Origin of the sequence: Pseudomonas sp. 3MA1 (genome assembly GCF_029237275.1) — a bacterium.
Lineage (GTDB): Bacteria > Pseudomonadota > Gammaproteobacteria > Pseudomonadales > Pseudomonadaceae > Aquipseudomonas > Aquipseudomonas fluorescens_AP.
This window is the reverse complement of sequence record NZ_JAACFX010000001.1, coordinates 193,956-219,108: the sequence shown is the minus strand read 5'-3', so window position 1 is coordinate 219,108 and position 25,153 is coordinate 193,956. Positions and strand designations below refer to the sequence as shown.

The window sequence follows — 25,153 nt, the reverse complement described above, 5'->3', positions numbered from 1 at the left end:
GTATTCGGGAGATCGCGCCCAATCAGCACCAATGCGCTGCTTGGGCGATCTTCGCGAGCAAGCTCGCTGCTACTTTTCGACGAAGGCGCGTTCGATCAGGTAGTCGCCCGGTTCGCGCATGCGCGGCGAAACGGTCAGGCCGAAGCTGTTGAGCACTTCGCTGGTTTCTTCCAGCATGCTCGGGCTGCCGCACAGCATGGCGCGGTCGTCCTGCGGGTTGATCGGTGGCAGACCGATGTCGCGGAACAGCTTGCCGCTGCGCATCAGGTCGGTCAGGCGGCCTTCGTTCTCGAACGGCTCGCGGGTCACGGTGGGGTAGTAGATCAACTTCTCACGCAGTGCTTCGCCGAAGAACTCGTTCTGTGGCAGATGCTCGGTGATGAACTCGCGGTAGGCGACTTCGTTGACGTAGCGAACGCCGTGGCACAGGATCACTTTTTCGAAACGCTCGTAGGTTTCCGGATCCTGGATCACGCTCATGAACGGCGCCAGACCGGTGCCGGTGCTGAGCAGGTACAGGTGTTTGCCCGGCTTCAAGTCATCCAGCACCAGGGTGCCGGTAGGCTTCTTGCTGATGATGATCTCGTCGCCTTCCTTCAGATGCTGCAACTGGGAAGTCAACGGACCGTCTGGAACCTTGATGCTGAAGAATTCGAGATGCTCTTCCCAGTTCGGGCTGGCAATGGAGTAGGCACGCATAAGCGGACGGCCATTGGGCTGTTGCAGGCCGATCATCACGAACTGACCGTTCTCGAAGCGCAGACCCGGGTCGCGGGTGCACTTGAAGCTGAACAGAGTGTCATTCCAGTGATGAACACTGAGGACACGCTCGTGGTTCATGTTGCTCATGTACGGGGGCTCCTAGAAATTGCCTGCGCTGACCATGAGCGCAATTGCACAGCATTCTAATGGCGGCGACAATATCTGTTAACTGGATTATTAAGATAAGGGTTATCGGTTATATCGATATGCGATTTACTCTCCGTCAACTGCAAGTCTTCGTCGCCGTCGCCCAGCAAGAGAGTGTTTCTCGTGCTGCGGGGCTGCTCTCCCTATCGCAATCGGCCGCCAGTACCTCGATCACCGAGCTTGAGCGCCAATCCAGTTGCCAGCTGTTCGACCGTGCCGGCAAGCGCCTGAGCCTCAACGCCCTGGGCAAACAGCTCTTGCCACAAGCGGTGGCGCTGCTGGACCAGGCCAAGGAAATCGAGGACCTGCTCAACGGCAAGTCCGGCTTCGGCTCGCTGTCGGTGGGCGCAACCCTGACCATTGGCAACTACCTGGCCACCCTGCTGATCGGCAGCTTCATGCAGGTACACCCGGAGAGCCAGGTGAAGCTCCATGTGCAGAACACTGCGCATATCGTGCAACAGGTGGCCCACTACGAAATTGATCTGGGTCTAATCGAAGGCGACTGCAGCCACCCAGATATCGAGGTGCAGACCTGGGTCGAGGATGAGCTGGTGGTGTTCTGCGCGCCCCAGCATCCACTGGCCAAACGCGGTCACGCCAGCATGGAGGAGTTGACCCACGAAGCCTGGATTCTCCGCGAACAGGGCTCAGGCACCCGCCTGACCTTCGACCAGGCCATGCGTCATCATCGCAGCGCGCTGAACATCCGCCTGGAACTGGAGCACACCGAGGCTATCAAGCGCGCGGTGGAGTCGGGATTGGGAATTGGCTGCATCTCCCGCCTGGCGCTGCGCGATGCCTTTCGCCGCGGCAGCCTGGTGCCGGTGGAAACGCCGGGCCTGGATCTGGCCCGGCAGTTCTACTTCATCTGGCACAAGCAGAAGTACCAGACCTCGGCCATGCGCGAATTTCTCGAACTGTGCCGTGCCTTTACCGCCGGGGTACAGCGCAGCGACGAAATCGTCCTGCCGAGCATTCCTTAGATCAGGATCACCGCCCAGACGATAGTGATCATGCTCAGGGCGACAAACTGCGCGGCACTGCCCATGTCCTTGGCGTTCTTGGACAGTGGGTGACGATCCAGGGAAATGCGATCGATCGCCGCCTCAACAGCCGAATTGAGCAGCTCGACAATCAGCGCCAGCAGGCACACGGCAATCAGCAGCGCGCGCTCGACCCGGCTGACATGGAGCAAAAAGCTCAAGGGAATCAGGATCACGTTGAGCAGCACCAATTGACGAAAGGCTGCCTCGCCGGTGAAGGCGGCGCGCAAGCCATCGAACGAATAGCCGGCGGCGTTAAGGATGCGTTTAAGACCGGTTTGACCTTTGAAAGGCGACATAAGCAGGGCAACTGAAGAAAAAGGAGTGGGGGAAACTAGTTCAACCAAAGTCAAAAAAGCGTGAACAGCCCGCGGCTCAATGGCTGGAAATTGACTCAAGTTGTTGCAAGAGCAAAGCCGCCTGGGTGCGGGTGCGAACCCCGAGTTTGCGGAAAATTGCCGTCACGTGGGCCTTGATCGTCGCTTCCGACACACTCAGTTCATAGGCGATCTGCTTGTTCAGCAAACCTTCACAGACCATGGTCAAGACCCTGAACTGCTGGGGCGTCAGGCTGGCCAGGCCTTCGCTGGCGGCCTTGGCTTCCGCGGAAACACTGACTTCTTCAAACGCTTGCGGCGGCCACCAGACATCACCGTCCAGCACACTGCGCACCGCCTCTTGAATGACTTCCAGGGAACTGGACTTGGGAATGAAACCGCTGGCCCCAAACTCGCGGGAACGGACCATGACGGAGGCTTCTTCCTGGGCCGAGACCATCACCACCGGAATCTGCGGGTATTGCCCGCGCAACAGCACCAGGCCGGAAAAGCCGTAGGCGCCGGGCATGTTCAGATCCAGCAAGACCAGGTCCCAGTCGGCTTTTTCGGTAAGGCGGGTTTCCAGTTCGGCGATGCTCGCCACTTCCACCAGACGCACATCAGGCCCCAGGCCCAGGGTGACGGCTTGATGCAGCGCACTGCGAAACAGCGGGTGGTCATCGGCAATCAGGATTTCGTATGTGGCCATTTTTCAAATGATCCTGTTTTTCATGGCAGGACTGATGCATTCAGCCCTCATCCAGGCAACACGAGTGCTCGCCAGAGTGCGACACCCAAAGAGCACGAACACCGCGAAAAGCCTGAGCAAAACGGTGGTTCAAACAGCGCTGGCGCCCTAATCGGCGCCAAGCATGCCCAGCGCAGCCGGGGTGGTCAAGCGTGAAGCTTTGCGGCATCTTAGCCGGCTAACTAATAAGAGAGCCCTCATGCGAAGCCAAGCCTTGCGTGCCGATGTCCTGATGCTGATCACCGCCGTCATCTGGGGATCGGCGTTTGTCGCCCAAACCTCCGGCATGGATCATATCGGTCCCTTCCTTTATTCCGGACTGCGCTTCGCTCTGGGTTCACTCTGCCTGCTACCGCTGGTCCTGCGCAGGACGGCCACCGATCGCCCTGCCGAACCGCTGCTCAATCGCGGCCTGTTGCTGGGCGGCATGCTCATGGGACTGGCCCTTGCCCTGGGGATCAACCTGCAGCAGGTCGGTCTGATGTTTACCAGTGTCACCAATGCGGGGTTCATCACTGGGCTCTACGTCATTGTAGTTCCGCTGCTGGGATTGCTGATTGGCCACAAGACCGGCCTGGGAACCTGGCTCGGCGCGGTGCTGGCCGTGGTGGGGATGTTCCTGTTGAGCGTCGGTGAGGGCTTTCAGGTGGCCGCCGGCGACTGGCTGCAATTGATCGGTGCCTTTGTCTGGGGTGGGCACGTGATTCTGGTGGGTGTATTCGCCAGCCGCCACGACCCGATTCGCCTGGCCTTCCTGCAATTTGCCACCTGTTCAGTGGTGAGCCTGATCCTGGCGCTGTGCCTGGAGCCGATTCACTGGAGCGCGATTGTCGCTGCCGGTCCAGCCATTCTTTATGGCGGTGTGATTGCGGTAGGCGTCGGTTACACCCTGCAGGTGATCGCTCAAAAGGATGCGATTGCCTCCCACGCCGCGATCATCCTCTCCCTCGAAGCCGTGTTCGCCGCCATCGCCGGGGCCTGGCTGCTGGATGAGTCGCTGCAGATGCGTGGCTATTTCGGCTGCGCCCTGATGCTCGGCGGCATGCTGGTCGCCCAGCTATGGTCGCAAAAAACCCAGGCCAGCACGGCTACTACACAAAGGGCTTGAGCCGGGAGTGCACTTCATCCAGGGGATCGATGGCCTTCTGGAACTTCGCCGACAGGTAATGGGTGCTGAACACATCAAGGTAGGCATCCAGCACCTGACTGACCTGTTCGTCCCCCGCCAGCTCCAGGCACAACGCGGCAACCTCGGCGGTACAGAAGTGGTCGTCGCGCTTGGAGCGGCGCAGTTTGTAGCGCGAGAGCTTCTCCGACGACAGGCTCAAAACCGGCAAGTGCTCAAGATACGGGCTCTTGCGAAACATCTTGCGCGCTTCGCTCCAGGTGGCATCCAACAGAATGAACAGCGGGCGCTTGCCTTCTTGCCGCCGGACCTCACTGACCACCCGCTCGGGGGCCACGAACTCGCCGGGGAACACGATATACGGCTGCCACTGCGGATCCGCCAGCAAGGCCAGCAATTGTGGATCCACCTCGGTGCGGGACCAGTGAAACGCCCAGGTGTCGGCAATCACATCGGCGATCAACCACCCGGTATTGCTCGGCTTGAGCGGTTCCACATCGTGCATCACCAAGCACATGGCCGATTGGGCGCTGACCGTTGGCCGCCAGGCGCATAGGCAATGACTGGGAATCACGCGGCAGCGCGGGCAGCGCTCGGCTCGTGAGCCTCGGGCGAAAAAGGGTTTGACCGCACGGGCCATACGTAGATCACGTAGGCGAGATACCGCATGGCTCATTGCGGGCCACACAGGAAGAGGGCAGGAATCAACACGTAAAAAACTCAAAGCGGAAAAAAGTCGGACAAGTTTATCAGAGCTATCTGTTCAAACCTGTACCGCCTTCCTGGCTCTCCCCCTATAATTCGTCGCCACTGAACGCACAGTCGAGTGACTGGTCGAAGCTTCAGTCATTGCACCAGGAGAGTTTCATGTTGCGCTTTACCATTCCTACCGTCGCCCTTCTGCTGGCCTTGCCTCTAGGAGTCCAGGCTGCGTCTTTGCAAGAGTTCGAACTGAGCAAAATGCTGGAGAAGGTCGCTGCGGAAAGCAACGTCGGCACTCCCCGGGAAATCAACGAAAACATCCTCGATCAGGGTTATACCGTTGAAGGCAAAGAGCTGATCAACCACCTCAGCGTCCAGGCCGGCCACGCCGCCCAGATGCGCGCCAATCCCAAGGCGGTCTACCTGCAACTGGGTGCCAGCGTCTGCCGCAACCCCAACTACCGCAAGCTGATGGCCAAAGGCGCAATCATGCGCTACGAATTTACCGAGAACCGCACCAATCGCCCGGTGGCCTCGGCACGCTTCCAGGAATCGGACTGCCCCTCCCAGAACACTCCCAAGAAGAAGTAATCAGGAGCGGGCCGCGCGTCGCTGCAAATCATCGGCGCGCAACTCCGCCACCAGGGCCTGCAGGTATCGCGAGTGCGGCTCCTCACCTGCCAGGCGCCGCCGGCACTCTTCCTCAAGGCTCACATCATGGGCCGCCGCAGCAGCTTGCAACCGCTGGTACAACCGCGGATCGATTTCCAGCACAACAGTGGTCACCCCTTGCCTCCTTGCCCTTGGCTGGCACGAATGAACGCCCGCGGCCCCTTCCTGGCCCCAGCGCTGTAACTTAGTAAATCAGGGACACAGCCCCCTGCCGCCGCGCCCGACCAATGGTGCACAAGCCGGTCAGTCCATCAAGAAGCGATTGCCAGCCAAGACTTTATGGGCACATGATCAAGTCATGTCCGAAGGTTTCCATCAATGCTTTGAGGACGGTTCAGGAGGCCGTCCCGGTGCGTCTTGCAGTGCCATTGTTTTCTCAATAAAGGAAAGCAGAACCTCTGTGGATATTTCGATTGCCTCCCAGCGACGGTCAGCAGCCATCGGGTCAGGAGCGTTGCTCGCACGCTGGGCTGAGCAGGCAGCGACACAGGCAGTGTCGTGGCACATTCGAATACCTCGAGCGTGCGCAAGGTTCTGTGCAGAAGGAGAAGCTGAATGCCTTACCAATCGAATGACCTGTTAACCCGTCATTTTCAAAGCAAGGGCGCCGACCTCACGAGCCAGGTCGAAGCGCAACTCAACCAGATTGCCCCCAACAGCCCGAACATCCCTCTTTATCGCGACATGGTTCTCACTGTCCTGCGCATGGCCGAGGACGACCTCAATCGCTGGAATGCCAAGATCACCCTGCAAGCCCTGCGTGAACTGGAACATGCCTTCAGAGTCCTGGAACAGTTCAAGGGCCGGCGCAAGGTGACAGTCTTCGGCTCGGCGCGAACCCCCAGCGAACATCCGCTGTACGCCATGGCCAAGGAACTGGGCGCTGCCCTGGCCCGCTCGGACCTGATGGTCATCACCGGCGCCGGAGGCGGCATCATGGCCGCCGCCCATGACGGCGCGGGTCTGGAGCACAGCCTGGGATTCAACATCACCCTGCCCTTCGAACAACATGCCAACCCGACTGTCGGCGGTACGGAGAACCTGCTGTCATTCCACTTCTTCTTCACTCGCAAGCTGTTCTTCGTCAAAGAAGCCGATGCCCTGGTGCTCTGCCCCGGTGGATTCGGCACCCTGGATGAAGCACTGGAAGTCCTGACCCTGATCCAGACCGGCAAAAGCCCCTTGGTGCCGGTGGTGCTCTTGGACGTACCTGGCGGGCAATTCTGGCAAGGCGCCCTGGACTTCATCCGCAACCAGCTGGAAGCCAATCGCTACATCCTGCCCAGCGACCTGAAGCTGGTGCGTCTGGTGCACAGCACCGAAGACGCCGTTAAGGAAATCCAGCAGTTCTACGCCAACTTCCACTCCAGCCGCTGGCTGAAGCAGGAATTCGTCATTCGCATGCACCACAACCTCAATGAACAGGCACTGGCCCAGATGCAGACGGAATTCTCCGACCTGTGCCTCAGTGGCGGGTTTCAGCAACATGCCTACCGTGGAGAGGAGCACGACGAAGCGCAGTTCAGCCATCTGACACGGCTGTCGTTCACTTTCAACGCTCGCGATAACGGCCGCCTGCGGGAACTGATCGACTTCATCAACCTGCCGCAGCACTGGGCCAGACAGCCGCCCAAGGCCCACCAAAACGCAAGAGAAACCAGCAACGCCGACTGATCAGCAGCAGCGCCCGCGGCATCACGCAGCGGGTGCAGCCTCAGTCATCCTGCCCGCGGCCGCTCAACAGGCGGCCGATCATGTCCATGGAGTAGCCGCGATAACTCAGAAAGCGCCCTTGCTTGGCCCGTTCCCGAGCATCCGCAGGAAACTGCCCGGCAAACTTGCGCTGCCAGACGTCACGCAATTGCGCTTGCCAATCGATGCCGCACTCACGCAATGCAAGATCGATATCACCTCGCTGCAAGCCGCGCTGACTGAGCTCTTCGCGAATACGCATCGGCCCGTAACCCGAACGGGCACGGTAGGCAACAAAGCTTTCGAGATAACGGGATTCGGACAGCAGCCCCTCTTCCGTCAGACGGTCAAGGGCAGCTTCGATCATTTCAGGAGGAGCGCCGCGCTGACGCAGTTTACGCGTCAGCTCGACTCGACCGTGCTCGCGTCGCGCGAGCAGGTCCATTGCAGTTCGCCGCACCGCGACGAGGGTATCGAGTACGGCGGTCATTGGATCAATCAGATATCAGCGTCGGCCATATCGTCTTCGGTCTCTTTGACCGGATTGGCTTTGACGTCTGGCGAGGCCGTCAGCAGCTTCTCGCGAATCTGCTTCTCCAGCGCGTTGCCGATTTCCGGGTTGTCCTGCAGGAACTTGGCCGAGTTGGCCTTGCCCTGACCGATCTTGTTGCCCTGGTAGCTGTACCAGGCACCGGACTTCTCCAGGAAACCGTGCAGCACGCCCAGATCGATGATCTCGCCGTTGAGGTAGATGCCCTTGCCGTAAAGAATCTGGAACTCGGCCTGACGGAATGGCGGAGCCACCTTGTTCTTGACGATCTTGACTCGGGTTTCGCTGCCCACCACTTCGTCGCCTTCCTTCACCGCGCCGGTACGGCGGATGTCCAGACGGACCGAAGCGTAGAACTTCAGTGCGTTACCACCGGTGGTGGTTTCCGGGCTGCCGAACATCACACCGATCTTCATGCGGATCTGGTTGATGAAGATCACCAGGCAGTTGGCGTTCTTGATGTTACCGGTGATTTTACGCAGTGCCTGGGACATCAGGCGGGCTTGCAGGCCCACGTGCATGTCGCCCATTTCGCCTTCGATTTCAGCCTTGGGCACCAGGGCGGCCACGGAGTCGACGATGATCACGTCAACCGCGTTGGAACGCACCAGCATGTCGGTGATTTCCAGGGCCTGCTCACCGGTATCCGGCTGGGAAACCAACAGGTCATCAACGTTTACACCCAGCTTGCCGGCGTATTCCGGATCCAGCGCGTGCTCGGCATCGACGAAGGCACAAGTGGCACCGGCCTTCTGCGCCTGGGCGATGACCGACAGGGTCAGGGTGGTCTTACCGGACGACTCAGGACCGTAGATTTCTACGATACGGCCTTTTGGCAGACCGCCAATGCCCAGAGCGATGTCCAGACCCAGAGAGCCGGTGGAAATGGCCGGGATCGCCTGACGGTCGTGATCGCCCATACGCATTACGGCACCCTTGCCGAATTGACGTTCGATCTGACCCAGGGCCGCAGCCAAGGCTTTCTTCTTGTTGTCGTCCATTAAAGTCCTCACGTAATCAATAAGGCCTGACGGCCAACACCTGTATAAGTAGCCAGTATTATTCCACAGCGCTCAAGGATCGCCTACCCCTGATTTGCGATTTCTGCTGCGGCGTGTTGCAGCAGCCCCTCTAGCGCGGCCTTCACCGTTTGTCGGCGGACCTCATCGCGATTCCCGGGAAAGTGCCGGCACTCGCAGGTCAGCGTCTCTCCCGCGCCCCAGGCCAGCCACACGGTCCCCACAGGCTTCTGTGCAGAACCGCCATCCGGCCCGGCGATACCACTGACCGCCACGGCGAAACGCGCATGGCTCTTGGCCTGCGCCCCGCGAACCATCGCCTCGACTACTTCACGACTGACCGCACCAACCGAGTCAAACAACCCGGCCGGTACATTCAATTGCAGGGTCTTCTGGCGGTTGGAATAGGTCACATAACCGGCCTCGAACCAGGCAGAACTGCCCGGAATCCGCGTGATCGCCTCGGCAATCCCGCCGCCGGTGCAGGACTCAGCGGTGGTGACATGGGCATTCAGAACCTGCAGACGCCGACCGAGTTCAGCGGCAAGCTGGGTAATTTCTTTCACAGTCCTCTCCTGATGGGGCTGGCGTGTGCTTACCGTACACCAGGAAAGAAGGCTTGCAAGTGACAAGCCGTCAGGAAAACCAACGGCTCTGGAACAAGGCTTCAGAGGAAGTGGCCGCGAACAGTCCCGCCCTGCGCCAGGAACAGCGCCAGCCACCGAGCTGACGCGGCTAGTCCAGCGGCCAAAGCCTGCCGAAATGGGCAAAAGCACCGGCCCCTGTTCATCCACCTTCCCTGCACAGACAGGTCAGGCCAGCAAGTCCCACGTCAAAGCTATCGCGCCACCCGGAGTGGATGCGTATGCCCACAATGCCTGGCCTGCGGGAATACGGATCGGATACGGCATGACGATCTCGGAGTCACTGCCGGAAATGCTAGAGCCATTGCCAGAGAAGATGATTGCCGCATTGGAGATGGAAGAGCCGGTCGGCCCCACATACAGATCGACGACACCGGTCGAGGTCTTGATCAACCCCGTCTGGATGATCAGGCCACCGGTGTTTTGAGCGGCCGAAACGATCTCCACAATCCCTTTTGGGAATACGGTAATGAAGTGCTTGCCCATGGTTACTGCGTTCATATTGTTCACCTTTGAATGGAATGGTCGGTCACTGAAAGTGCCGTTTTCATGTCGCTCAAAGGCGATGGCCCAAGGCTCGAGGCCTTCACATGATTCAAGGTTCCACAGCGGGAACATTTGATCTGGAGCTCGGTAAACTCGCCCACACGGGCGAGAAGTCGTTTGCACTGCCCGCATCTGCATTCTTTTAACATCGACAAGTCCATTTGATTTCAACCGCCCGCAACCCCGGCAACGATCCACTTTCACGTGAGCCTCAAGGCCCTCAGCGGATTGCCGGAGCACCTTGCAACAACACCTGAGACTCCCGCACCCACTGCTGCAACGCCCTCAATTGCTCGGCGTTGGCGTGGCATTGGCTGTAGTTGTCGACGACGCTGGCGGCGACGGTAGAGAGTGCAAGGCCCGAGGCGGCGTCATCAGCGACGCTGGGGCCTGCGGCCACGGGCAGATTGGCGGCGCCGGCGTCGTGCACCCGGACAAAACCAGCAGGTACAACGCAGGCGTTATCAGCCGCTTTCGAAACATGGATCGGAACCTCCTTGGTGATAGTGGCGCCCGCCTGATAGACCTTGACGACACGATCGACATACTCGACCACCACCTTCTCCTTGACCCGGCCCAACGCCTGGCCCTGCTCGAAGGATTGCTGCAGTCGTGCCTCGTCCAGGCGCTGCTGCTTACTGCGTTCGCTACCGGCACCGCTGACGAAGCCAAGCGCATAGAGCAACCCAGCCACGACCGCGATGGCCAGCCAACTGCGGATATTCATCACGCCCTCCCTTGACCGATATGAAATGCATCAAGCGACCTGCAAAAATCCCCGTAGCCGCTGCCGCAGGCTGCGAGAAGGTCCGCAGGACCTTCCCTCCAGGTCCAATCGCAGCCGACGGCAGCGGCTAAAAAAGCTGCCCGCCTCTGCATGAACTCAGACCACGGGCAGGCACAACACCGCCCGCGCCCTGGCCCAAAGTTGCAGACGATCCTGCAAGCCGTTCAAACCACCATTGATACGGCGGGTGATGCTGTTGAACTCATCGCGATCGGCCAGGGCATTGAGCCCGCCGCGCTCCCAGAACCAGGCCGCCGACTCGGCGGCCCATTGCGGCTGCTCCAGCAGTTCCGGCAACTCCAGCAGGCGCTCATCGCCAAACAGCCCGAGGCTGCACTGGCGATAGTTGCTGCGCCCGGTGATCTGGATCAGCCCACGCCCGCGATACCGCTGGCCATCGCCGTCGGCTTCTGGGGTGTTGCCCAGGCGTGCGGCGAGCGTGCCGGTGTCGTACTTGCTCAGGTATTGATCACTGCCCAGCTCGCGCACGTATTGCAGTTGCCCGGACTCGTGACCGATCTGGGCCAGAAAAGCCGCCTGACGCTTCGGCGTATCAATCTGCCGATGGGCCATGGCGGTGTTGAGTGGAGAAACAAAAACGCCCGCTTGGCGGCGGGCGTTAGGCATGATTTGTTGCAGTTGTTGTTCGGTAATAAGCATGTTCTGTGTTTGTAAGTCGGATAAGAAAACGCCCCAGCGGTGCGGGGCGTTTATTGGGTCTGTTCAGTTATCCACGATGGTGCAACAGGGCGATATTGACTATCGGGAAAGTTGGCAGATTGCGGCCAATCGCGTAAAGCCTGGATATACACAAGCAGAGTATTGAACTGTTCAACATCAAGACTTGTCGGCGCTTTTATTTCCAATTGATCACGGTGCCGCTCACGCAACCACATGACGGACATCAGATTATCATCGCGCCACGCTCGCTCTTGGCTTGAAAAATCCTGGACCACTATAGGCGGATCAATTAAGCATGGCAGCCCTTGCTCATCATGCGCGCGAATCTGACCAGGCAAAGGATTTCCAATCACAGATTGATAAAGCGCCTCCGATATCTGGATAGCATCCTTTGGGATACGAGCATGAATCCCCATGAGATATGTCGTCTGTGTTGTCTGGCTATAAAGTCTTTTCATCTCAGCTCTCAACTTCCAATTGCAATCCAACGGATAGGAATTCCGGCACTCATAGCAGTTCCATTATTACTATCAAGCCTCCATCTCGCGCCCGTGAGTGTTATTAAATCAAACGCAACAATAGGGATACCGCCTGATCCAGAAGTATTGAGGCCTACATTGATATTAGTGGCACCAGGTGCGCCCAGCACTACACGTGTAGCGCCTGGAAATGCCATAGGAAAGTTTAATGTACCAAACGGGGCAGAACCTCCAGTTGCAGAGACCACCCCCCACTGGAGAATGAATCCTCCTAGCCAACTGGGTAAAGCAATATATCCGTTAGGTGAAAGACTGATTGAGAACCCCCATCGCAGCTTATTCGGAGTGACAATCACGGAGTCGTCTGTCCCTGTAAACGTCTGCGCTAACGTCGCTACCCTCGCTGTACCCTGATTCATCTCTGTCGCCTGAACAGCTAACGCAGCCAACGCAGCAACATCGATATTCCCCTGGTTGATGGGAGCGTTCCAGGCCTTGATGCACCACATAACCGCCAGGTTGCGAGGGCGGGTTTCCTCAGCCGCTCTGGCCACTCGGCTTGCATCAAAATCAATGGATGCGGAACTCCAGGCCCCACCTCCAGCAATACCAGTAGGCACACCAGAGCGAGCATTCGTTTTGAACACTCCCGAACTGTTTAGCGGCGCGGTGTTCCCTGTAGGAAACGTTGATGACTCACCCGTGATGTTCTGCAACGCATCCATCTGGCCACTGCCAAGCGTCCGCCCAACATCCACCCCCCGCCCATGATCCCAACCCCGCAAAAACTCCCCTCGCGACTCCGGCAACCGGAAGTTCCCCGCGCCCTCGCCCCCGGTGTTGAAGGTCGTGCCCAAATAGGCCGCCAGATCCGGATAAGTCGCAGCGCTCTGCACACTGCCGTCCACCTCCAGGAATCCCGTCGGTACCATGCCCTTGGGAAACGGCACCATGGCCCCCACCGGCAGGGCCGACATGTTCTTCAACAACGCCTCGATCTCCGCCTTGGTGTAGGTCACCGACTTGGTATACGCATCGGTGATCCCGTACTCGGCCAAGGTCGTGCGGATCTTCTCCGGCGGAATCGAATCACGGACGATCGCCTTGATCGCCGCCAACAACTGATCATGCTCGGCCTCGGCCGGCTCCTTCCCACCCGCACGAATCACGTTGAGCAATTCATCGGTCACCGCATTTCCCCAGTCGGAAGAAATCAGTGAGCCGACTTGCCCCGTGACCGGGTTCTCGTCAACAAACTTCCCATTAACCAACCCAACACTTGGCACACTCTTTGGATAATCCACTCGTCTGTCCTCTCGTTGTCATTCATCCACACCGACACAGCTCGGCGTGGACATAGTTAGAAAACTGGAAAAGAAAACGCCCCGGCGAGGCGGGGCGTTTATTGAGTTACAAGTTCATCTGGCGATAGCGGCCAATCAATATCCGTTGGAAAGCCTGGTTGCAGCTGTATCCGATTCAGGGCAATCCGATAGAGCTTCCAGTGCTTCAACAACTCGACCTCATCAGCGTGGGCGCTGTCGATATCCACTGCGTCCTGCAGTGGCCCCATTCGATTTGCGGCGATACTCAGAAGCACATCGCGCTGCACTTTTGCCTGTTCACCCAGTTGCTCTTCGGTCAGCGTAAAAGGAGCTGGCGCAGGTGGCAGACCGATGCAATACCACTCATCCACGCCAACATCGTCCACGCTTCCCACGGCCCTCCAGCCGTAACCATCGCTCTGTACTGCATAACCGCTCATAGACTGTCCTCCCAGCCCTGGCAGGCCAATACGTTGGAGTTGGTACCGGCACCACCGCACCAATAAATGTTGAAACCTTCAAGCAGGAAGTCGAACTGAAACGACCCACTCAAAGTGTTGGCCGTAATGCTCATAGGCATCGGATTGGCGTAGCTAGCCACAGCACCTGAAGGAGTAAGGTTACTGGGGGCCACCGAAATGTTCGCGCTATTGGAAGTCCCGATAGAGGTAGCAAATCCAGCAATGGAAGACGCAGTAGGAGGAATGAACGCGTCAGTTCCAACAGCTGTCCAGGTAGTAGGGACGCCCACTGTTCGCTCGGACATCCGTGGATACGCCGTCAAATTCGAACTCGCCGCCAGTCGGTACTGAACCCGGCTGCCACATTGCGCAAACGACAATGGAAACTTCGTCGTTGCATCGGTGACGAATGCACTCACCCGTGCGGCAACGTAGCCCACCGGCAACACCGGTTCATAGACAAAACGCAGAATGGTGTTGGCGGACGTATTGGTTGCAGGAACGCTTGCAGTGATCTGACTCGACGAATCGATAGCCTTGATAAACGCACCAGGAGGGAACCCCACACCTCCAAACGCCATTCCGGGTCGCATCGCAGCAGTACTGGCAATACCGGTAATCACGGCGGAACCTGCGGTAGTCGTGCATTGAATAGCAGGCATCAACGCAGCAATACCGGCGACTTGAGTGCCATTGGATACAACCCAGGCGCTGTACCAGCTGGAAGCTGCAACCACCCCGCTATCAAGGCCGTTCAGACCTGTGGTTTGCAGGTTGATGCTCAGGTCCACTGCACTCAATGCCTGCGCTGCACTACCTTTGCCGACAATCAGGCTACGCGCTTTCACCGAGACCAATGCATTGGTTCCCGAAGCAGAAACATAGAGTCCCCGATAGCTGCTACCCGATAGAGCTTTGAGCTTCTGAACTTCGGCAGCTAGAGCAGCGACATCGATGTTTCCCTGATTGATTGGTGCGTTCCAGGCTTTGATGCACCACATGACTGCCAGGTTGCGTGGCCGAGTCTCTGAAGCTGTTCGCGGCGTACCATCGACGCCGTTATTGATTGCGTCTCGTACTCCGTTTGTTGTTGGATTCCCCGTCCCGAAGTGGGCGAGGTAGTCACCAATAGTTCCGCCAGTCGAATACGGTTTAGCTGTATCGGCAGCACTAGCGTGGTAGTGCCCCTGAAACGCATCCGCCTGCCAGCTGCCAGGAGAGCGCCCAGCATCCACCCCCCGCCCATGATCCCAACCCCGCAGAAACTCCCCCCGCGACTCCGGCAACCGGAAGTTCCCCGCGCCCTCGCCCCCGGTGTTGAAGGTCGTGCCCAAATAAGCCGCCAGATCCGGATAAGTCGCAGCGCTCTGCACGCTGCCATCCACCTCCAGGAACCCCGGCGGCACCGTGCCCTTGGGAAACGGCACCATGGCCCCCACCGGCAAGGCCGACATGTTCTTCAGCAGTGCCTCGATCTCGGCCTTGGTGTAGGTCACCGACTTGGTGTAGGCGTCGGTGATGCCGTACTCGGCCAAGGTGGTGCGAATCTTCTCTGGCGGTATCGAATCACGGACGATCGCCTTGATCGCCGCCAGCAACTGGTCATGCTCGGCCTCGGCCGGCACCTTGCCACCCGCACGAATCACGTTGAGCAATTCGTCGGTAACCGCGTTTCCCCATTGCGAGGAAATCAGTGAGCCGACTTGCCCCGTGACCGGGTTCTCGTCGACAAACTTGCCGTTCACCAGCCCTACGCTGGGAACACTTTTCGGATAATCCACTGGTTCTTGTCTTCTCTAGTCATAGTTGATGTACACCTGGGTATGCGCCGGTGTACTGCGATGGATCAGGCATTCCAGGGCGCTGCCCGGGTTCATGCCAAAACGTTCGCCCCAATAGCTCGCGCCGAAGCGCCGGCCCAGTTGCAGGCGGCCGCCGGTATTGAGGGTCCACATGAAATTCGCCCGCCAGGTGCCGAAATGGGCGTGGCCAAAACGTGAGCGGCCCATGCGTGGGGTGCTCAGTTCGGTGACGCTGGCATTGGGGTAGCCCTGGCTGCGGGCGATTTCGACGAAGTAGGCGGCGCGCTGGCTGCCCACCGCCAACAGGCGGCGGCGCACGGCCAGGCGCCGGTCTTCGAACAGCGGGGTCAGGCCCAGGCAGAGATCGGGCAGGTTCATGACCTTTTCCCAATCGGTCACCAGTTCGCTGACGCTGGCCGGGTCCATTTCGTTTTGCAGGTCCACGGCCCGGGCGTCGATGCGCGCCAGCTCCTGGGAGATGCCCTGCAACACTCGCTCAAGCTCCGGCACCCGCTCCGGGTCCCAGGCCGGGCCGCTGGGCAGCAGGCTGCGCAGCTGATCCTGGTACTGAGCAGCGCTTCTTATTGCTGCCATTGGCAACCTCCAAATACCAGCAACTGATTATTCGCCGCCGGCACATCGGCCAAGGGCGCCAACAGTTGGTGATCCTGCTCGCCGGTGGCGCTGCTGATGGCTTCGCGGATATGGCTGAGCAACAGAGTCTGGCCTAGGCCCGCCTCGCGGTTGTGCAGGTCGCGCAGCTGGCTCTCGACGGCGGCGCGCACCGCGCTGGTGTCGGGAGTCAGGCGCAAGGTGTAGGTCACCGGCAGCATCACCGGGGCCAGCACCTGCACCTCGGCGGTGACCGGGCGCAGCGGCTCGATATAGGCCTGGACCTGCGCCAGTTGCTCGGCGTTGGGGATCGGCAGCGGGTCGTCGTCACGCATGACGAACAGGCCCACCGTGCCTGGCCCCAGGTAGTTGCGTCGGCACCAGGCGCGGGTGATCCCTGGGCACTCCAGGGCCCAAGTTTCGTAGTCGTCCGCCGAGCCACCGTGGGGAATGATCCGATAGGAGCGGATCACCCGGGAGCGCAGGGATTCGAGGCTTTCCCGAGCCACGCCACCGCTCAGGCCCGGGGCCAGGACGGTGAACGCGTTGCCGATGCCTTGCACCGGCTGCACCGCGGTCAATTCCAGGCCCGCATCGGCATTGCCCAGGGTCCCGCCATCGACCGCCTGGATCGTGGTGCTGTTGAGCCCGGCGCTGGTGGTGCGCGCGGCGGTCACCTTGTAGCTGCGACCGTCGCTGCTCTGCAGCAGAGTATCGACATCCAGCACGGCGCCGGCCGCGGCCATGAAGCTGACGCTGCCACGGGCCGCCTGGGCGGCCTTGCGCGGCTGGTTCAGACGCAGCGCGGCGATGCGCTCCAGGGTCGACTCATCGGCCTTGTCCGGAAGGATCTGCTCGGCGATCCAATCCAGGTAGCCGTACAGGCCAAAGGCGGCACCGCTCAGGGTGCGGGCCAGCACTTGGGCATCGGACTGGCGCAGCGAATCGCTGGCCAGGTCGCTTTGGGTGCGCTGAATCAGCACCGGCAGCGAAGGGGTTTCAAACGGCATAGGTCACCTGCCAACTGTGAATGGGGTTGAGGTCCAGGCGTTCGCCGTCGGCCAGGATCAGCACCGTGCGCAGGTTCAGGCGCTGGGCGTCGAGACGCTCGGTGATGATCTCCACGGCGTTGCAGTGGCCATCGTCGATCAGCCATTGCAGGGCCTCGCGGACATAGAACTCGGCGTCGAGCTGGGTCTGCCGGGTCAACTTGACCCGGCGCAGCAGCCACAGGCGCGAGCCGATGCGGTCGTCGGCCACGCTGGGAAAGCTGTCGCCCCACCAGCCGTAGCGCTGGTCGTCGTCCAGGGCGTCGTCATCGGCGGCGCGACGCCAGGTGAACAGGCTGATTTCCACGGCCCGGGTCAGGGCGTTCTTCAGGTCATAGGTGGCGAACATGCTTAACCTCCCACGGGTACGCCGGTCTGGCCCGGACCGGGTTGCACGCCGCTATGGACGTGGTTGATCTGGCTGATGCCGGCGGCGACCTGATCGCCCTGGGAGACGATCTTGCCGCTCATGCTCAGGGTCGGACTGTCGATGTTGACGCCGCTGCTGGCGCGGATATTCAGGGTCGCGGTGTCGATGTCGATGACCCGCCCGCGCTTGAAGTGGATCTTGTCGCCCTCGTCGGTGTAGATCGCCACTTCACCGGCGGCCAGGGCCTTGAGGCGATAGCGCCGGTCGGCCACCACCAGCACCACCGCGTGGGAACGGTCGCCCCCCAGAAAGGTGGCGATGCCCTCGGCGCCGGCCAGGGGATTGCTGGTGAAACCGTAAGGCTCGAAATGCTCCATGTCGTCGTTGACCTCGCCGGCGGTAAGGCGCATTTGCAGCGATTGCAGTTTGTTGGCCGAGTTGGCGAGCACCACGGTGCCCCGCGCCAACAGGCGTGTCAGTAAGCTCATGCTGAGTTCCTTGGAGGGTATGAGCCGGCTTGCCGGCGAACAGGAATTGCGCGGCTTCGTGCCGGATGCCTTCGCCGGCCAGCCGGCGCCTGCGGATGGGCGCGGGTTTCAGGTGTTGCCGGGTGTCGGGTTGGCGTCGAAGGTCTGCGGCGGCGCCACCTGCAAGGTGGTGATCGAGCCCTGCTCGGACAGCGACCAGGTGACCTTGGAGATCAGCATGTCCTGATCAAACCCCAGCACCGGATCGATCACTCGCACCAGGGTGTTGTGCTTCCACAGGTCGCCATTGCTCTGGCGCCAGCCCTGCACCTGATAGGTGGTGGTCAGTGCCTTGCCGGTGCGGGTGCCGCACTCCCAGTCAGCGCGCTGCTGAGCCAGTTCGGCGCTCAGTTGCGCGGCTTCGTTGATCACGGTCACGCGCTTGCGGGACACCCTGGCGTCGTTGGCCTGACCCGACACCTCGCTAACCGCCGCCCCGCTGCTCTGGTCGCTGCCCTTGTGCTGGCCGATCACCCGGTACTCGGAAAACACCGCGGAAAAATCCATCGCTGCATTGGCCGAGAGAATGTTCTTGCCCAGCTCCAGGGCATCGCTGGCGCGCCCGCCGCTGCCCGGTGCCGCCAGCAGCAGGTAACCGTCGGCATCATCGGTGGAGAACACCCGGTACAGGGTCAGCAAACGGTCGATGGAGGCGAACACCGTCTCCCCCGGCACGATGCTGTGGGTGTGCAACTTGCCGGTCGGGGCGATCTCGCTGCGCACCCCGACCCCGTAGGATGCAGCCAGGGCGCGAACGATGCTCAGCACGTCCTGCTGGCGCCATTGGCTCGGCCGGTTGATGGCCGCGCAATCCACCAGGTCCTGGGTCAGCGAACCGCCCTGGATGCTCAGGCTGATCTGCTTGCCGTCGTAACTGATCGGCGCCTTGTAGACATGCCCGGTGAGCACCAGGTCGCAACCGATGCGCACCTGACAGCGAGCGCCCGGACGGATCCGCACCTGCGCGTCCTGCCCCGGCCATTGCCAGGTGATGTTGAGGCTGAAGGTGCGGAACTGCCGCTCCAGGTCCGCACTGATCTCCACGCTTTTCCAGCCGCTGTAATCCAGCCCGTCCACCGTCAGGGTGACGATATTTGCCAGTTCGTCCATGGGTCACTCCCGAGCGATTTGCAGGTCGGCCGGCGGCAGGAAGCCCGGATGGGCCACCCGGTTGCGCTGCACCACTTCGCCTACCCGCGTCGCATCGGCGAACCGCTGATAGGCCAACACCAGTGCCGGCATACTGCTTTTGGGGCTGAGGCTGACCAGTCGCACCCCCGAAGAGGCCACGGCATTGAGGTGCCCCTGCAGTTGCTGGCGCAGGCTGTTGAGCGCCTGGTAATGCATCGGATCGGCCTTGAGCGCGGCCTGCCAGATCAGCTCATTGAGCTGGTCGCGCAGGGCCAGCACATCGTCGGCCACCGGCACCTCCAGGCGCTGCACCGGCCGGCTGGCCTGCTGTGCCAGGGGCGGCGTGTTCTTGAGCTTCACCACGGGCGTGGCCACCGGCAACGCCGACACCAGCCGGGCGATCTGCACCAGCAGCGCATCCTGCACCAGGTTGGCCACCGCCTCGGCCGCCGCCGTGGTGTCCTTGCCGGTGGTCAGCTTCGGCGCATCGATGCGCCGGGCCGCCTCCACCTGCTGGGAAATATCGGCGAGCATCTGCCGATAGCCGGTACGGGCAAAGTCCTTGAGCCCGCGTACATCCTCCAGCAACCCCTTGAACTCCGTGCTCAACTCCTTGGGTATTTCCTTGACCGCCTTGACCAGGGTGTTGAGGTCGCCATAGAACTCGATCAACGGCTTGAACTCGTGCTCGATGACCGCATACACCTCGGTCAGCCCCTTGCGCAGCGCATCCACGCCGATCCGCGCCTGCTTGATCAGGTTGGTGGCGAACTCGAAGCGCAGCACCGCCGAGCCCAGCAAGGTATCGCTGGCCACCAGCACCTGCTGCTGGGTGTTGACCACCGCCGAGGGAAAGCGCAACGGCTGGTCCGGATAGAACTTCAGGCTGAAAGTCACCAGGCCGCCGTCCTGGCGACTCTGGGTCATCTCGCATTCGCCGACCTTGACCTGCATCCGCCCGAGCCAAGGGTGCACCAGCTCGCCGCTGCCCTCCTCCAGGGCCTTGAGCAGCCTGTCGCGCTGCTCCAGGCAATCGGCACCGACGATAAAGGCCGTCAGGTCATGGATCTTCGCCTGCTGGCCAAGGCCCTCGAAAAACGGCTGGTCGCGCTGTGGGTACTCGTGCAACTGGCCTTTCTGGCCCACCGGGGTTTTCGCCTGATCGACCCAGAACGGCACGCCGCGAAAGGATGCGGGCAACAAACGATCACGCCAGTTATCCGCCATGGGAACCTCCTAGGGAAAGTGAGCGATAGCCCAGGGTCGAAGCCACGTTCAGGCCGGGTTGATTGGTCTTGGCCTGTTCGGCGCGCAGGCCTGCCGGGGCGTTCTCAAAGCGCAGCAGCAGCCCGCCTTCAAGCCGAGTGCGATTGTTGGCCGCCGCCTGTTGCAGCAGCGAACTGGAGCTTTGCGGCAAATTGCCCGGGGTCAGCAGCGGAGAAGGTGTATCGGTCAGCGAGTCCTCACCCCGGTTTGCCGAGTTGTTGTGCTCCACCACACTCTCGGTCAGCGAATTGATGCTCCCGGTGACACTGACAAGCAAATTGCCAAAGGTCGCTCTGAGCTTTTCGCGAATTGGCTCCAGGACCTTTTCCAGCCGCTCACGAAACGAAGAGAACCACTGGATCAAACCGTCGAGGTCCTTTCTCATCCCCTCACCCGGTGACCAACTGAACAGGCTGGCAACGTTGTTCTTTGCCGTGATCGACAACGCCCAGATCAGATCCCAGATCGCTGCAAACAGGCCTACCACGGGTTGCCAGTTACTGCTTATCAAGCCAAGCGGGCTCCACTCGAAAACCTCTCGCAGGCTGCGAAAAATCACCTGGACAGCCTCTCTGATCGGCTCCAGGTTTCTGATCAACAACCCAAACCCGCTCATGTTGAAGAGCAGATTCAACGCCTGGTACACCCGCCCGGTACCGGCGCTGAAGTCTTGCCAGAGGGCGCTCAGATAAGCGCTAACCGGCTCCCAGTTGGCAATCAATTGCCCAATGGGCGTCCAGGCGAACACCTCCTTGAAAAGACCGACCATGGACATGATCGTGGGTGAAATCTTCCCCCACAGCTGGATGAAAAACCGCGAAACCGGCTTCCAATTGGCCACCACTACACCGGCTACCGCAGCAATCGCCAGCATCGCCAAACCTATAGGCGAGGACAGTGCGGCAAAAACCGTGGCCGCCGAAGCTGCCACCGTAAAGGCGATTGCGGCGGCCGCAAGTCCCTCCACCAACCCGGGGTTATCAGCGACAAATTGACCGACCGATGTCAGTGCGGGCTGAAGTCCCGTGACAATGCTGTTGATGGCCGGCAACAGTGCAACCCCCACATTGAGGGTGATTCTTTCCACTGCCTCATCGAAGTGCTTGAGGTTTTTCGCGGTATTGCCCAGCTCATTCTCCGGACTTGCCTCCCCCCTGACCGCGGCAGCCGTGACAGCCTGGATGTTCTGCGCCTTGATCGCCGACTGCATGCCCGCAACAAAGGGGGTCAATAGGCCTTGCCCAGAGAACAATCCTGAAAGATCGAGATCTCCTAGGCCACTTTCTTCCAGGCTTTTCCTGAACTTGCCCACCACTTGGCGAATGCCGGTGAGCTCCGGGTCGACGGCCTTGCTTGCGCTCTCGGCCACAGCAGGCTTGACCACCTCAGTTTCGGCTTTGACCTGCTGCACAGGTGCTGCCGGTTTGGCCTGTCTTGTCTGCTTGGGCCGCCGGCCCTTGGTCTTGTTTCTTTTTCGATACGCCATCACTGCACCTGCTGCATCGCATTGATCCGTTGCGCGTGCTCCAGGGATTCCCGGAGCACATCCAGTGGCCTGGCCATCATCTGTTCGGGGTCGACCCTCCAGAACCAGGCCAGGTCATAGGCGACAGCGATCAGGTCGGCGATGGCTGCGATGCCGCACTCATGAAAAAACTCGCCACCGCCCAGCTCAGCGCGTTGAGGTCCACCAGGTCCAGCTGGTTCACCGAGGACGGTGGAATGCAGGCGCAGACCGCGATGTATTTGGCCGCGACGTCCATGTCGAGGCTGACTTCTTCGCTCTTGTCGATCTTGTACGGCAGCGCCTTGATCGCCCGCACTTCCTGCACCGTCGGGCGACGCAGGCTGAGTTCGGCCAGGGGCTCGCCGTGGGCCTCGATCGGTACCTGCAGCTTCACCGTGTTGCTCATTGCCAGGTCCCCTTCTGCCCTTCGAAGTTCAGCTCGATGCTGGCGTCGTCACCCTTGGCAATAGGCTCGTCCACCAGGTAGGCGCCGGCCAGCACGTAGACCTTGCCGTTGGCGAACTCACAGGTGACGGTCATGTCGACACCTTCGATCAGCTGCTTGAGCGGAAAGTCCGGGGTGTGCAGCGCGGTGACTTTGAACGACGGGGTGAGGTCGGTTTCCTTGTAGAAACCCGGAACCACGGTTTCCCGCTTGACGGCCATCAGCGGTGCTTCGCAGCCGCCGCTGATGGTCAGTTGAGCGCCGTCCACTTTGACGTAGCAGGTGCCCGCAATCAGTTGACCCATGATGTTTCTCCCAAAAAATAAGCCCGCTCAAGGCGGGCTGAAAAAGCGCAGTGATGCAGGTCCGGCTCAGGCCGCGGCGTCGTACTGCAGACGGTATTGGTTGAGCAGCGCGAACACCCGCAGGCCGTTGATGTAGTCCGGCGGGAACAGCACGTTGACCCGGCTCGGGTCCTGCACGTCGCGCTCGACGATCAGGTGCTCGGCGAACAGCTCGGCGTTCTCCACATGGCCTTCCAACTCCAGCTTGGCGTACTGGGCGATCAGCTCACCGCGAATGGTGCTCGGGGTGACGATCGGCTGGCCGGCGCCGAAGCGGGTGCCGTCAGAGGCCAGCTTGTGGCGCCCGTACTTGCTGGTGATCACGCTTTGCAGGCGACGCACGATGAACGCCGACTGGTGCATGGTTTCGCTGTCCAGGTAGGAGTTGTCGGCCTGACCGTAGGCGTTCTTCTGGTAGGTGGTGATCGCCCGCTGAATGCGCATGTAGCCGCCTTCGTAGTAGGCGGTGGCGATGCCGTAGCTGAGCAGCGACTGGCGCTCGGTCAGGGTAAAGCGCTCGCTGGCCGGGGCCGGATCGATCCCCGGCAGGCTACCGCTCTGGGTCGGACGGCTGGCGTCGGCGGAGATGAACACCGAGGTCCGCGCCGCCAGCGCTGCCGCCTGGACCCACACCGGTTGCGGCACGCCGGTTTCCAGGGCCTGGATGGTGATGTGCTGATCGTTGCGCGCCTGGCCGGCCGCCACCAGGGTGCCGACGGTGCCGCGCTTGGCGCTGTAGACATGGCCGAACAGCTGCTTGGCCCAGGACCAGCGGCCGGTGTTGTCGTCCATCACCGCTTGCCACGCATTGAGGCTGGCGGTATCGGTCCAGGGCATGCAGATGAACTCGAACGGCTCGTCGCCCAAGGCCGCCAGGGCCGCGACCTGATCCGGCACGCCGGTGCCGCCGGTCATCTTGCCCAGCACCAGGGTCAGGCCGGCCGGGGTTTCTTCGCCATTGCTCTTGCCCAGGCGATTGAGTTGTAGGCTGATGTCGTTGCCGCTGTCGCCGGTCCACTTGGCACTCAGGGTCACCGTGCCGTCGACCGCTGCTGCGGTCACCGGCAGATCCACTGCCGCATTGACCTTCAGCGCCAGGGCGCTGGCCGCCTGAGCGGCAGTGGCGCCGCTGACGATCGAGGCCTGCACCCGCACCCCACCGACGTACAGATTGAGCAGGCCAGCGGCGCTGGCGCTACCGGTGAGCTTCAACTCGGCCTTGGCCACGCTGCCTTCAGTGCTGTGCAGCGGCAGGCACCAGATCTCGCCCACCGGGTCGGTCTTGCGCCAGGTTTCATACATCGAGGCGAGCATCGAACCTTGCCCGCCGATGCTCTTGGCCAGGGCCACGCTGGACACCAGCACCAGCTTGCCGAGGTCATCGCCGCTCTGGTTGTCATTGACTTGGGCGACGATCAGACGGCGCATGGCCGAAGACGCGCTATTGGCCGCCGAGTTGTCCATCTCGGCGTAGAACAGCGGAACACGGATGTCCGCCGGGATATTGCTGAAACCGATCGCCATTATTTGGCTCCTTGAGATTTCGCCGCTTTCACGGCTTTGCTAGTGATATCGCCATCGGCCAGACGCCGGCGCCACCAGGCGTTGTCCGGCACTTCACGGCCGGTGGCGGGCAGCAGATCGCCTGCTTCCGGGTCCGGTACGGCGCGGCCAGCGACCGGCAGCACGGTGATGCGTTTGCTCATTGCTTCAGCTCTCCTGAAAAAGTCAGCTCCAGGCGCCCATCGGGGCCCGGTTTCTTCAAATTGGGGTCCGCCGGATCGATGGCATCGACCCGCACCGTGACCCCGGTCAAGGACGGCAAGCCGTCGAGTTCACGCTCATGCCAGGTTTCCGCCGGCTGCCCGGGCAGATTGCGCCCCAGCTGGAACTCGGCGAAGAAGCGCAGGCGGTAGAGCAAGCGGGTGGCGTCGAGCGACACCAGCTCGCCGCCGTCGTATTGGATCGGGTTGTACTCGGCGCCGGGCTTGAAACCGACCAGGGCGCGCCAGAGTTCGGCGCGCAGGTCATGGAGTTGGTCGAGGGCTTGTTGTGGGTTGCTGGCGTCGAGGAGCAAGGCGACTTCGAATCGGTCGCGGATGGTTGAAGAAGTGGCATTTTGAGTGGTGCCAGGACTTGTAAGGTCGGCCAAAGGCACGACATAAACAGCAGGTGTTTGTAGAGCACTCACTGCGTCCAGCGAAGGCAAATCAATAGCAATCCCTACACGGTTGGCGAGGCAGGGACAATAAGTGCGTATCTGAGTATAGAGAGGGATGATTTTCATGGTTTGCTCCAAGAAATCGTGGAAATCTGGTCGCAGGTCATCGAATTTTTGCCCCGTTTCCCATCAGTGTTGTGGCTCAATATTCCTGGACCACTCTGTAGGAGTTTCA

Annotated in this window: 32 protein-coding genes; 4 read left to right on the top strand and 28 right to left on the bottom strand. The window is 60.7% G+C overall.

Going from position 1 to position 25,153, the window contains the following annotated elements; genetic code table 11:
- Positions 1-69 precede the first annotated feature (69 nt).
- Positions 70-849 (bottom strand): ferredoxin-NADP reductase, encoded by a 780-nt coding sequence (gene fpr / locus GWQ44_RS01035; protein ID WP_016966062.1) that lies wholly within the window; start codon positions 847-849, stop codon positions 70-72.
- Between the two features lie 119 nt (positions 850-968).
- On the opposite strand from fpr, the gene GWQ44_RS01030 reads away from it, so the two are divergent.
- Positions 969-1,895, top strand: a complete 927-nt coding sequence (locus GWQ44_RS01030; protein ID WP_016966063.1) for a LysR family transcriptional regulator — start codon at positions 969-971, stop codon at positions 1,893-1,895.
- Here GWQ44_RS01030 and GWQ44_RS01025 read toward each other — a convergent pair.
- On the bottom strand, positions 1,892-2,260 hold the full coding sequence (locus tag GWQ44_RS01025; protein WP_177431284.1) for a diacylglycerol kinase: 369 nt from the start codon (positions 2,258-2,260) through the stop codon (positions 1,892-1,894). The genes GWQ44_RS01030 and GWQ44_RS01025 overlap by 4 nt on opposite strands.
- A 70-nt stretch (positions 2,261-2,330) precedes the next feature.
- The gene (gene erdR, locus GWQ44_RS01020) at positions 2,331-2,981 is read right to left on the bottom strand and encodes a response regulator transcription factor ErdR (protein WP_016966065.1); all 651 of its coding nucleotides are present in this window, start codon (positions 2,979-2,981) and stop codon (positions 2,331-2,333) included.
- A 238-nt stretch (positions 2,982-3,219) separates the two neighbouring features.
- On the opposite strand from erdR, the gene GWQ44_RS01015 reads away from it, so the two are divergent.
- Complete coding sequence (locus tag GWQ44_RS01015; protein ID WP_275926460.1) at positions 3,220-4,128, top strand: DMT family transporter; 909 nt, start codon at positions 3,220-3,222, stop codon at positions 4,126-4,128.
- On the opposite strand, the gene GWQ44_RS01010 is transcribed toward GWQ44_RS01015, so the two are convergent.
- Positions 4,112-4,822: a tRNA-uridine aminocarboxypropyltransferase gene (locus tag GWQ44_RS01010; protein WP_103741516.1), complete on the bottom strand. Its 711-nt coding sequence runs from the start codon at positions 4,820-4,822 to the stop codon at positions 4,112-4,114. The two genes, GWQ44_RS01015 and GWQ44_RS01010, sit on opposite strands and share 17 nt — an antisense overlap.
- Before the next feature lie 191 nt (positions 4,823-5,013).
- Here GWQ44_RS01010 and GWQ44_RS01005 point away from each other — a divergent pair, with 191 nt between their 5' ends.
- Entirely contained in the window at positions 5,014-5,439 is a 426-nt protein-coding gene (locus GWQ44_RS01005; RefSeq protein ID WP_016966069.1) for a quorum-sensing-regulated virulence factor family protein, read from the top strand.
- On the opposite strand, the gene GWQ44_RS01000 is transcribed toward GWQ44_RS01005, so the two are convergent.
- Positions 5,440-5,634: a hypothetical protein gene (locus GWQ44_RS01000; RefSeq protein ID WP_016966070.1), complete on the bottom strand. Its 195-nt coding sequence runs from the start codon at positions 5,632-5,634 to the stop codon at positions 5,440-5,442.
- A gap of 441 nt (positions 5,635-6,075) precedes the next feature.
- On the opposite strand from GWQ44_RS01000, the gene GWQ44_RS00995 reads away from it, so the two are divergent.
- Entirely contained in the window at positions 6,076-7,194 is a 1,119-nt protein-coding gene (locus tag GWQ44_RS00995; RefSeq protein WP_016966071.1) for a TIGR00730 family Rossman fold protein, read from the top strand.
- Between the two features lie 40 nt (positions 7,195-7,234).
- Here the strand turns inward: GWQ44_RS00995 and recX are convergent, their stop codons facing one another.
- The 23 genes from recX to GWQ44_RS00880 all read right to left on the bottom strand — a co-directional run bounded on the left by recX (position 7,235) and on the right by GWQ44_RS00880 (position 25,044).
- Entirely contained in the window at positions 7,235-7,702 is a 468-nt protein-coding gene (gene recX, locus GWQ44_RS00990; RefSeq protein WP_275926459.1) for a recombination regulator RecX, read from the bottom strand.
- 8 nt (positions 7,703-7,710) lie between these two features.
- Entirely contained in the window at positions 7,711-8,763 is a 1,053-nt protein-coding gene (gene recA / locus GWQ44_RS00985; protein ID WP_011059579.1) for a recombinase RecA, read from the bottom strand.
- Between the two features lie 83 nt (positions 8,764-8,846).
- Positions 8,847-9,347, bottom strand: coding sequence for a CinA family protein (locus tag GWQ44_RS00980; protein ID WP_016966073.1), 501 nt, complete (start codon positions 9,345-9,347; stop codon positions 8,847-8,849).
- Between the two features lie 246 nt (positions 9,348-9,593).
- Complete coding sequence (locus GWQ44_RS00975) at positions 9,594-9,926, bottom strand: hypothetical protein (RefSeq protein WP_020372545.1); 333 nt, start codon at positions 9,924-9,926, stop codon at positions 9,594-9,596.
- 5 nt (positions 9,927-9,931) lie between these two features.
- Positions 9,932-10,120: a Com family DNA-binding transcriptional regulator gene (locus tag GWQ44_RS00970; protein WP_085057493.1), complete on the bottom strand. Its 189-nt coding sequence runs from the start codon at positions 10,118-10,120 to the stop codon at positions 9,932-9,934.
- A gap of 71 nt (positions 10,121-10,191) precedes the next feature.
- Entirely contained in the window at positions 10,192-10,698 is a 507-nt protein-coding gene (locus GWQ44_RS00965) for a hypothetical protein (RefSeq protein ID WP_275926458.1), read from the bottom strand.
- Positions 10,699-10,854: 156 nt separating this feature from the next.
- The gene (locus tag GWQ44_RS00960) at positions 10,855-11,418 is read right to left on the bottom strand and encodes a glycoside hydrolase family 19 protein (RefSeq protein WP_016966077.1); all 564 of its coding nucleotides are present in this window, start codon (positions 11,416-11,418) and stop codon (positions 10,855-10,857) included.
- A gap of 50 nt (positions 11,419-11,468) precedes the next feature.
- On the bottom strand, positions 11,469-11,897 hold the full coding sequence (locus GWQ44_RS00955; RefSeq protein ID WP_275926457.1) for a phage tail assembly chaperone: 429 nt from the start codon (positions 11,895-11,897) through the stop codon (positions 11,469-11,471).
- A gap of 8 nt (positions 11,898-11,905) precedes the next feature.
- Positions 11,906-13,222 carry a tail fiber protein gene (locus GWQ44_RS00950; RefSeq protein ID WP_345894532.1) on the bottom strand — a complete coding sequence of 439 codons (1,317 nt, stop codon included), beginning with the start codon at positions 13,220-13,222 and terminating at the stop codon, positions 11,906-11,908.
- 98 nt (positions 13,223-13,320) lie between these two features.
- A complete protein-coding gene (locus tag GWQ44_RS00945; protein ID WP_275926456.1) occupies positions 13,321-13,683 on the bottom strand; it encodes a tail fiber assembly protein in 363 nt (120 codons plus the stop codon).
- Positions 13,680-15,485 carry a phage tail protein gene (locus tag GWQ44_RS00940; protein ID WP_275926455.1) on the bottom strand — a complete coding sequence of 602 codons (1,806 nt, stop codon included), beginning with the start codon at positions 15,483-15,485 and terminating at the stop codon, positions 13,680-13,682. The genes GWQ44_RS00945 and GWQ44_RS00940 overlap by 4 nt, the downstream gene beginning before the upstream one ends.
- Before the next feature lie 15 nt (positions 15,486-15,500).
- A complete protein-coding gene (locus GWQ44_RS00935) occupies positions 15,501-16,100 on the bottom strand; it encodes a putative phage tail protein (RefSeq protein ID WP_275926454.1) in 600 nt (199 codons plus the stop codon).
- Positions 16,088-17,128 carry a baseplate J/gp47 family protein gene (locus tag GWQ44_RS00930; protein WP_179597850.1) on the bottom strand — a complete coding sequence of 347 codons (1,041 nt, stop codon included), beginning with the start codon at positions 17,126-17,128 and terminating at the stop codon, positions 16,088-16,090. Before GWQ44_RS00930 ends, GWQ44_RS00935 begins: the two co-directional genes overlap by 13 nt.
- Positions 17,118-17,516: a phage GP46 family protein gene (locus tag GWQ44_RS00925; RefSeq protein WP_275926453.1), complete on the bottom strand. Its 399-nt coding sequence runs from the start codon at positions 17,514-17,516 to the stop codon at positions 17,118-17,120. The genes GWQ44_RS00930 and GWQ44_RS00925 overlap by 11 nt, the downstream gene beginning before the upstream one ends.
- A 2-nt stretch (positions 17,517-17,518) precedes the next feature.
- Complete coding sequence (locus GWQ44_RS00920) at positions 17,519-18,025, bottom strand: phage baseplate assembly protein (RefSeq protein WP_047302115.1); 507 nt, start codon at positions 18,023-18,025, stop codon at positions 17,519-17,521.
- Between the two features lie 108 nt (positions 18,026-18,133).
- On the bottom strand, positions 18,134-19,174 hold the full coding sequence (locus GWQ44_RS00915) for a phage baseplate assembly protein (RefSeq protein WP_275926452.1): 1,041 nt from the start codon (positions 19,172-19,174) through the stop codon (positions 18,134-18,136).
- A 3-nt stretch (positions 19,175-19,177) separates the two neighbouring features.
- Entirely contained in the window at positions 19,178-20,422 is a 1,245-nt protein-coding gene (locus GWQ44_RS00910) for a DNA circularization N-terminal domain-containing protein (protein WP_199009600.1), read from the bottom strand.
- Positions 20,412-21,947 (bottom strand): hypothetical protein, encoded by a 1,536-nt coding sequence (locus GWQ44_RS00905; RefSeq protein WP_275926451.1) that lies wholly within the window; start codon positions 21,945-21,947, stop codon positions 20,412-20,414. The genes GWQ44_RS00910 and GWQ44_RS00905 overlap by 11 nt, the downstream gene beginning before the upstream one ends.
- A 130-nt stretch (positions 21,948-22,077) precedes the next feature.
- Positions 22,078-22,374: a phage tail assembly protein gene (locus GWQ44_RS00900; protein ID WP_275926450.1), complete on the bottom strand. Its 297-nt coding sequence runs from the start codon at positions 22,372-22,374 to the stop codon at positions 22,078-22,080.
- A complete protein-coding gene (locus tag GWQ44_RS00895; RefSeq protein ID WP_011059564.1) occupies positions 22,371-22,718 on the bottom strand; it encodes a phage tail tube protein in 348 nt (115 codons plus the stop codon). The genes GWQ44_RS00900 and GWQ44_RS00895 overlap by 4 nt, the downstream gene beginning before the upstream one ends.
- A 66-nt stretch (positions 22,719-22,784) precedes the next feature.
- The gene (locus GWQ44_RS00890; protein ID WP_275926449.1) at positions 22,785-24,281 is read right to left on the bottom strand and encodes a phage tail sheath subtilisin-like domain-containing protein; all 1,497 of its coding nucleotides are present in this window, start codon (positions 24,279-24,281) and stop codon (positions 22,785-22,787) included.
- The gene (locus GWQ44_RS00885) at positions 24,281-24,463 is read right to left on the bottom strand and encodes a DUF2635 domain-containing protein (RefSeq protein ID WP_275926448.1); all 183 of its coding nucleotides are present in this window, start codon (positions 24,461-24,463) and stop codon (positions 24,281-24,283) included. Before GWQ44_RS00885 ends, GWQ44_RS00890 begins: the two co-directional genes overlap by 1 nt.
- Entirely contained in the window at positions 24,460-25,044 is a 585-nt protein-coding gene (locus tag GWQ44_RS00880; RefSeq protein ID WP_275926447.1) for a hypothetical protein, read from the bottom strand. The genes GWQ44_RS00885 and GWQ44_RS00880 overlap by 4 nt, the downstream gene beginning before the upstream one ends.
- Positions 25,045-25,153 lie beyond the last annotated feature (109 nt).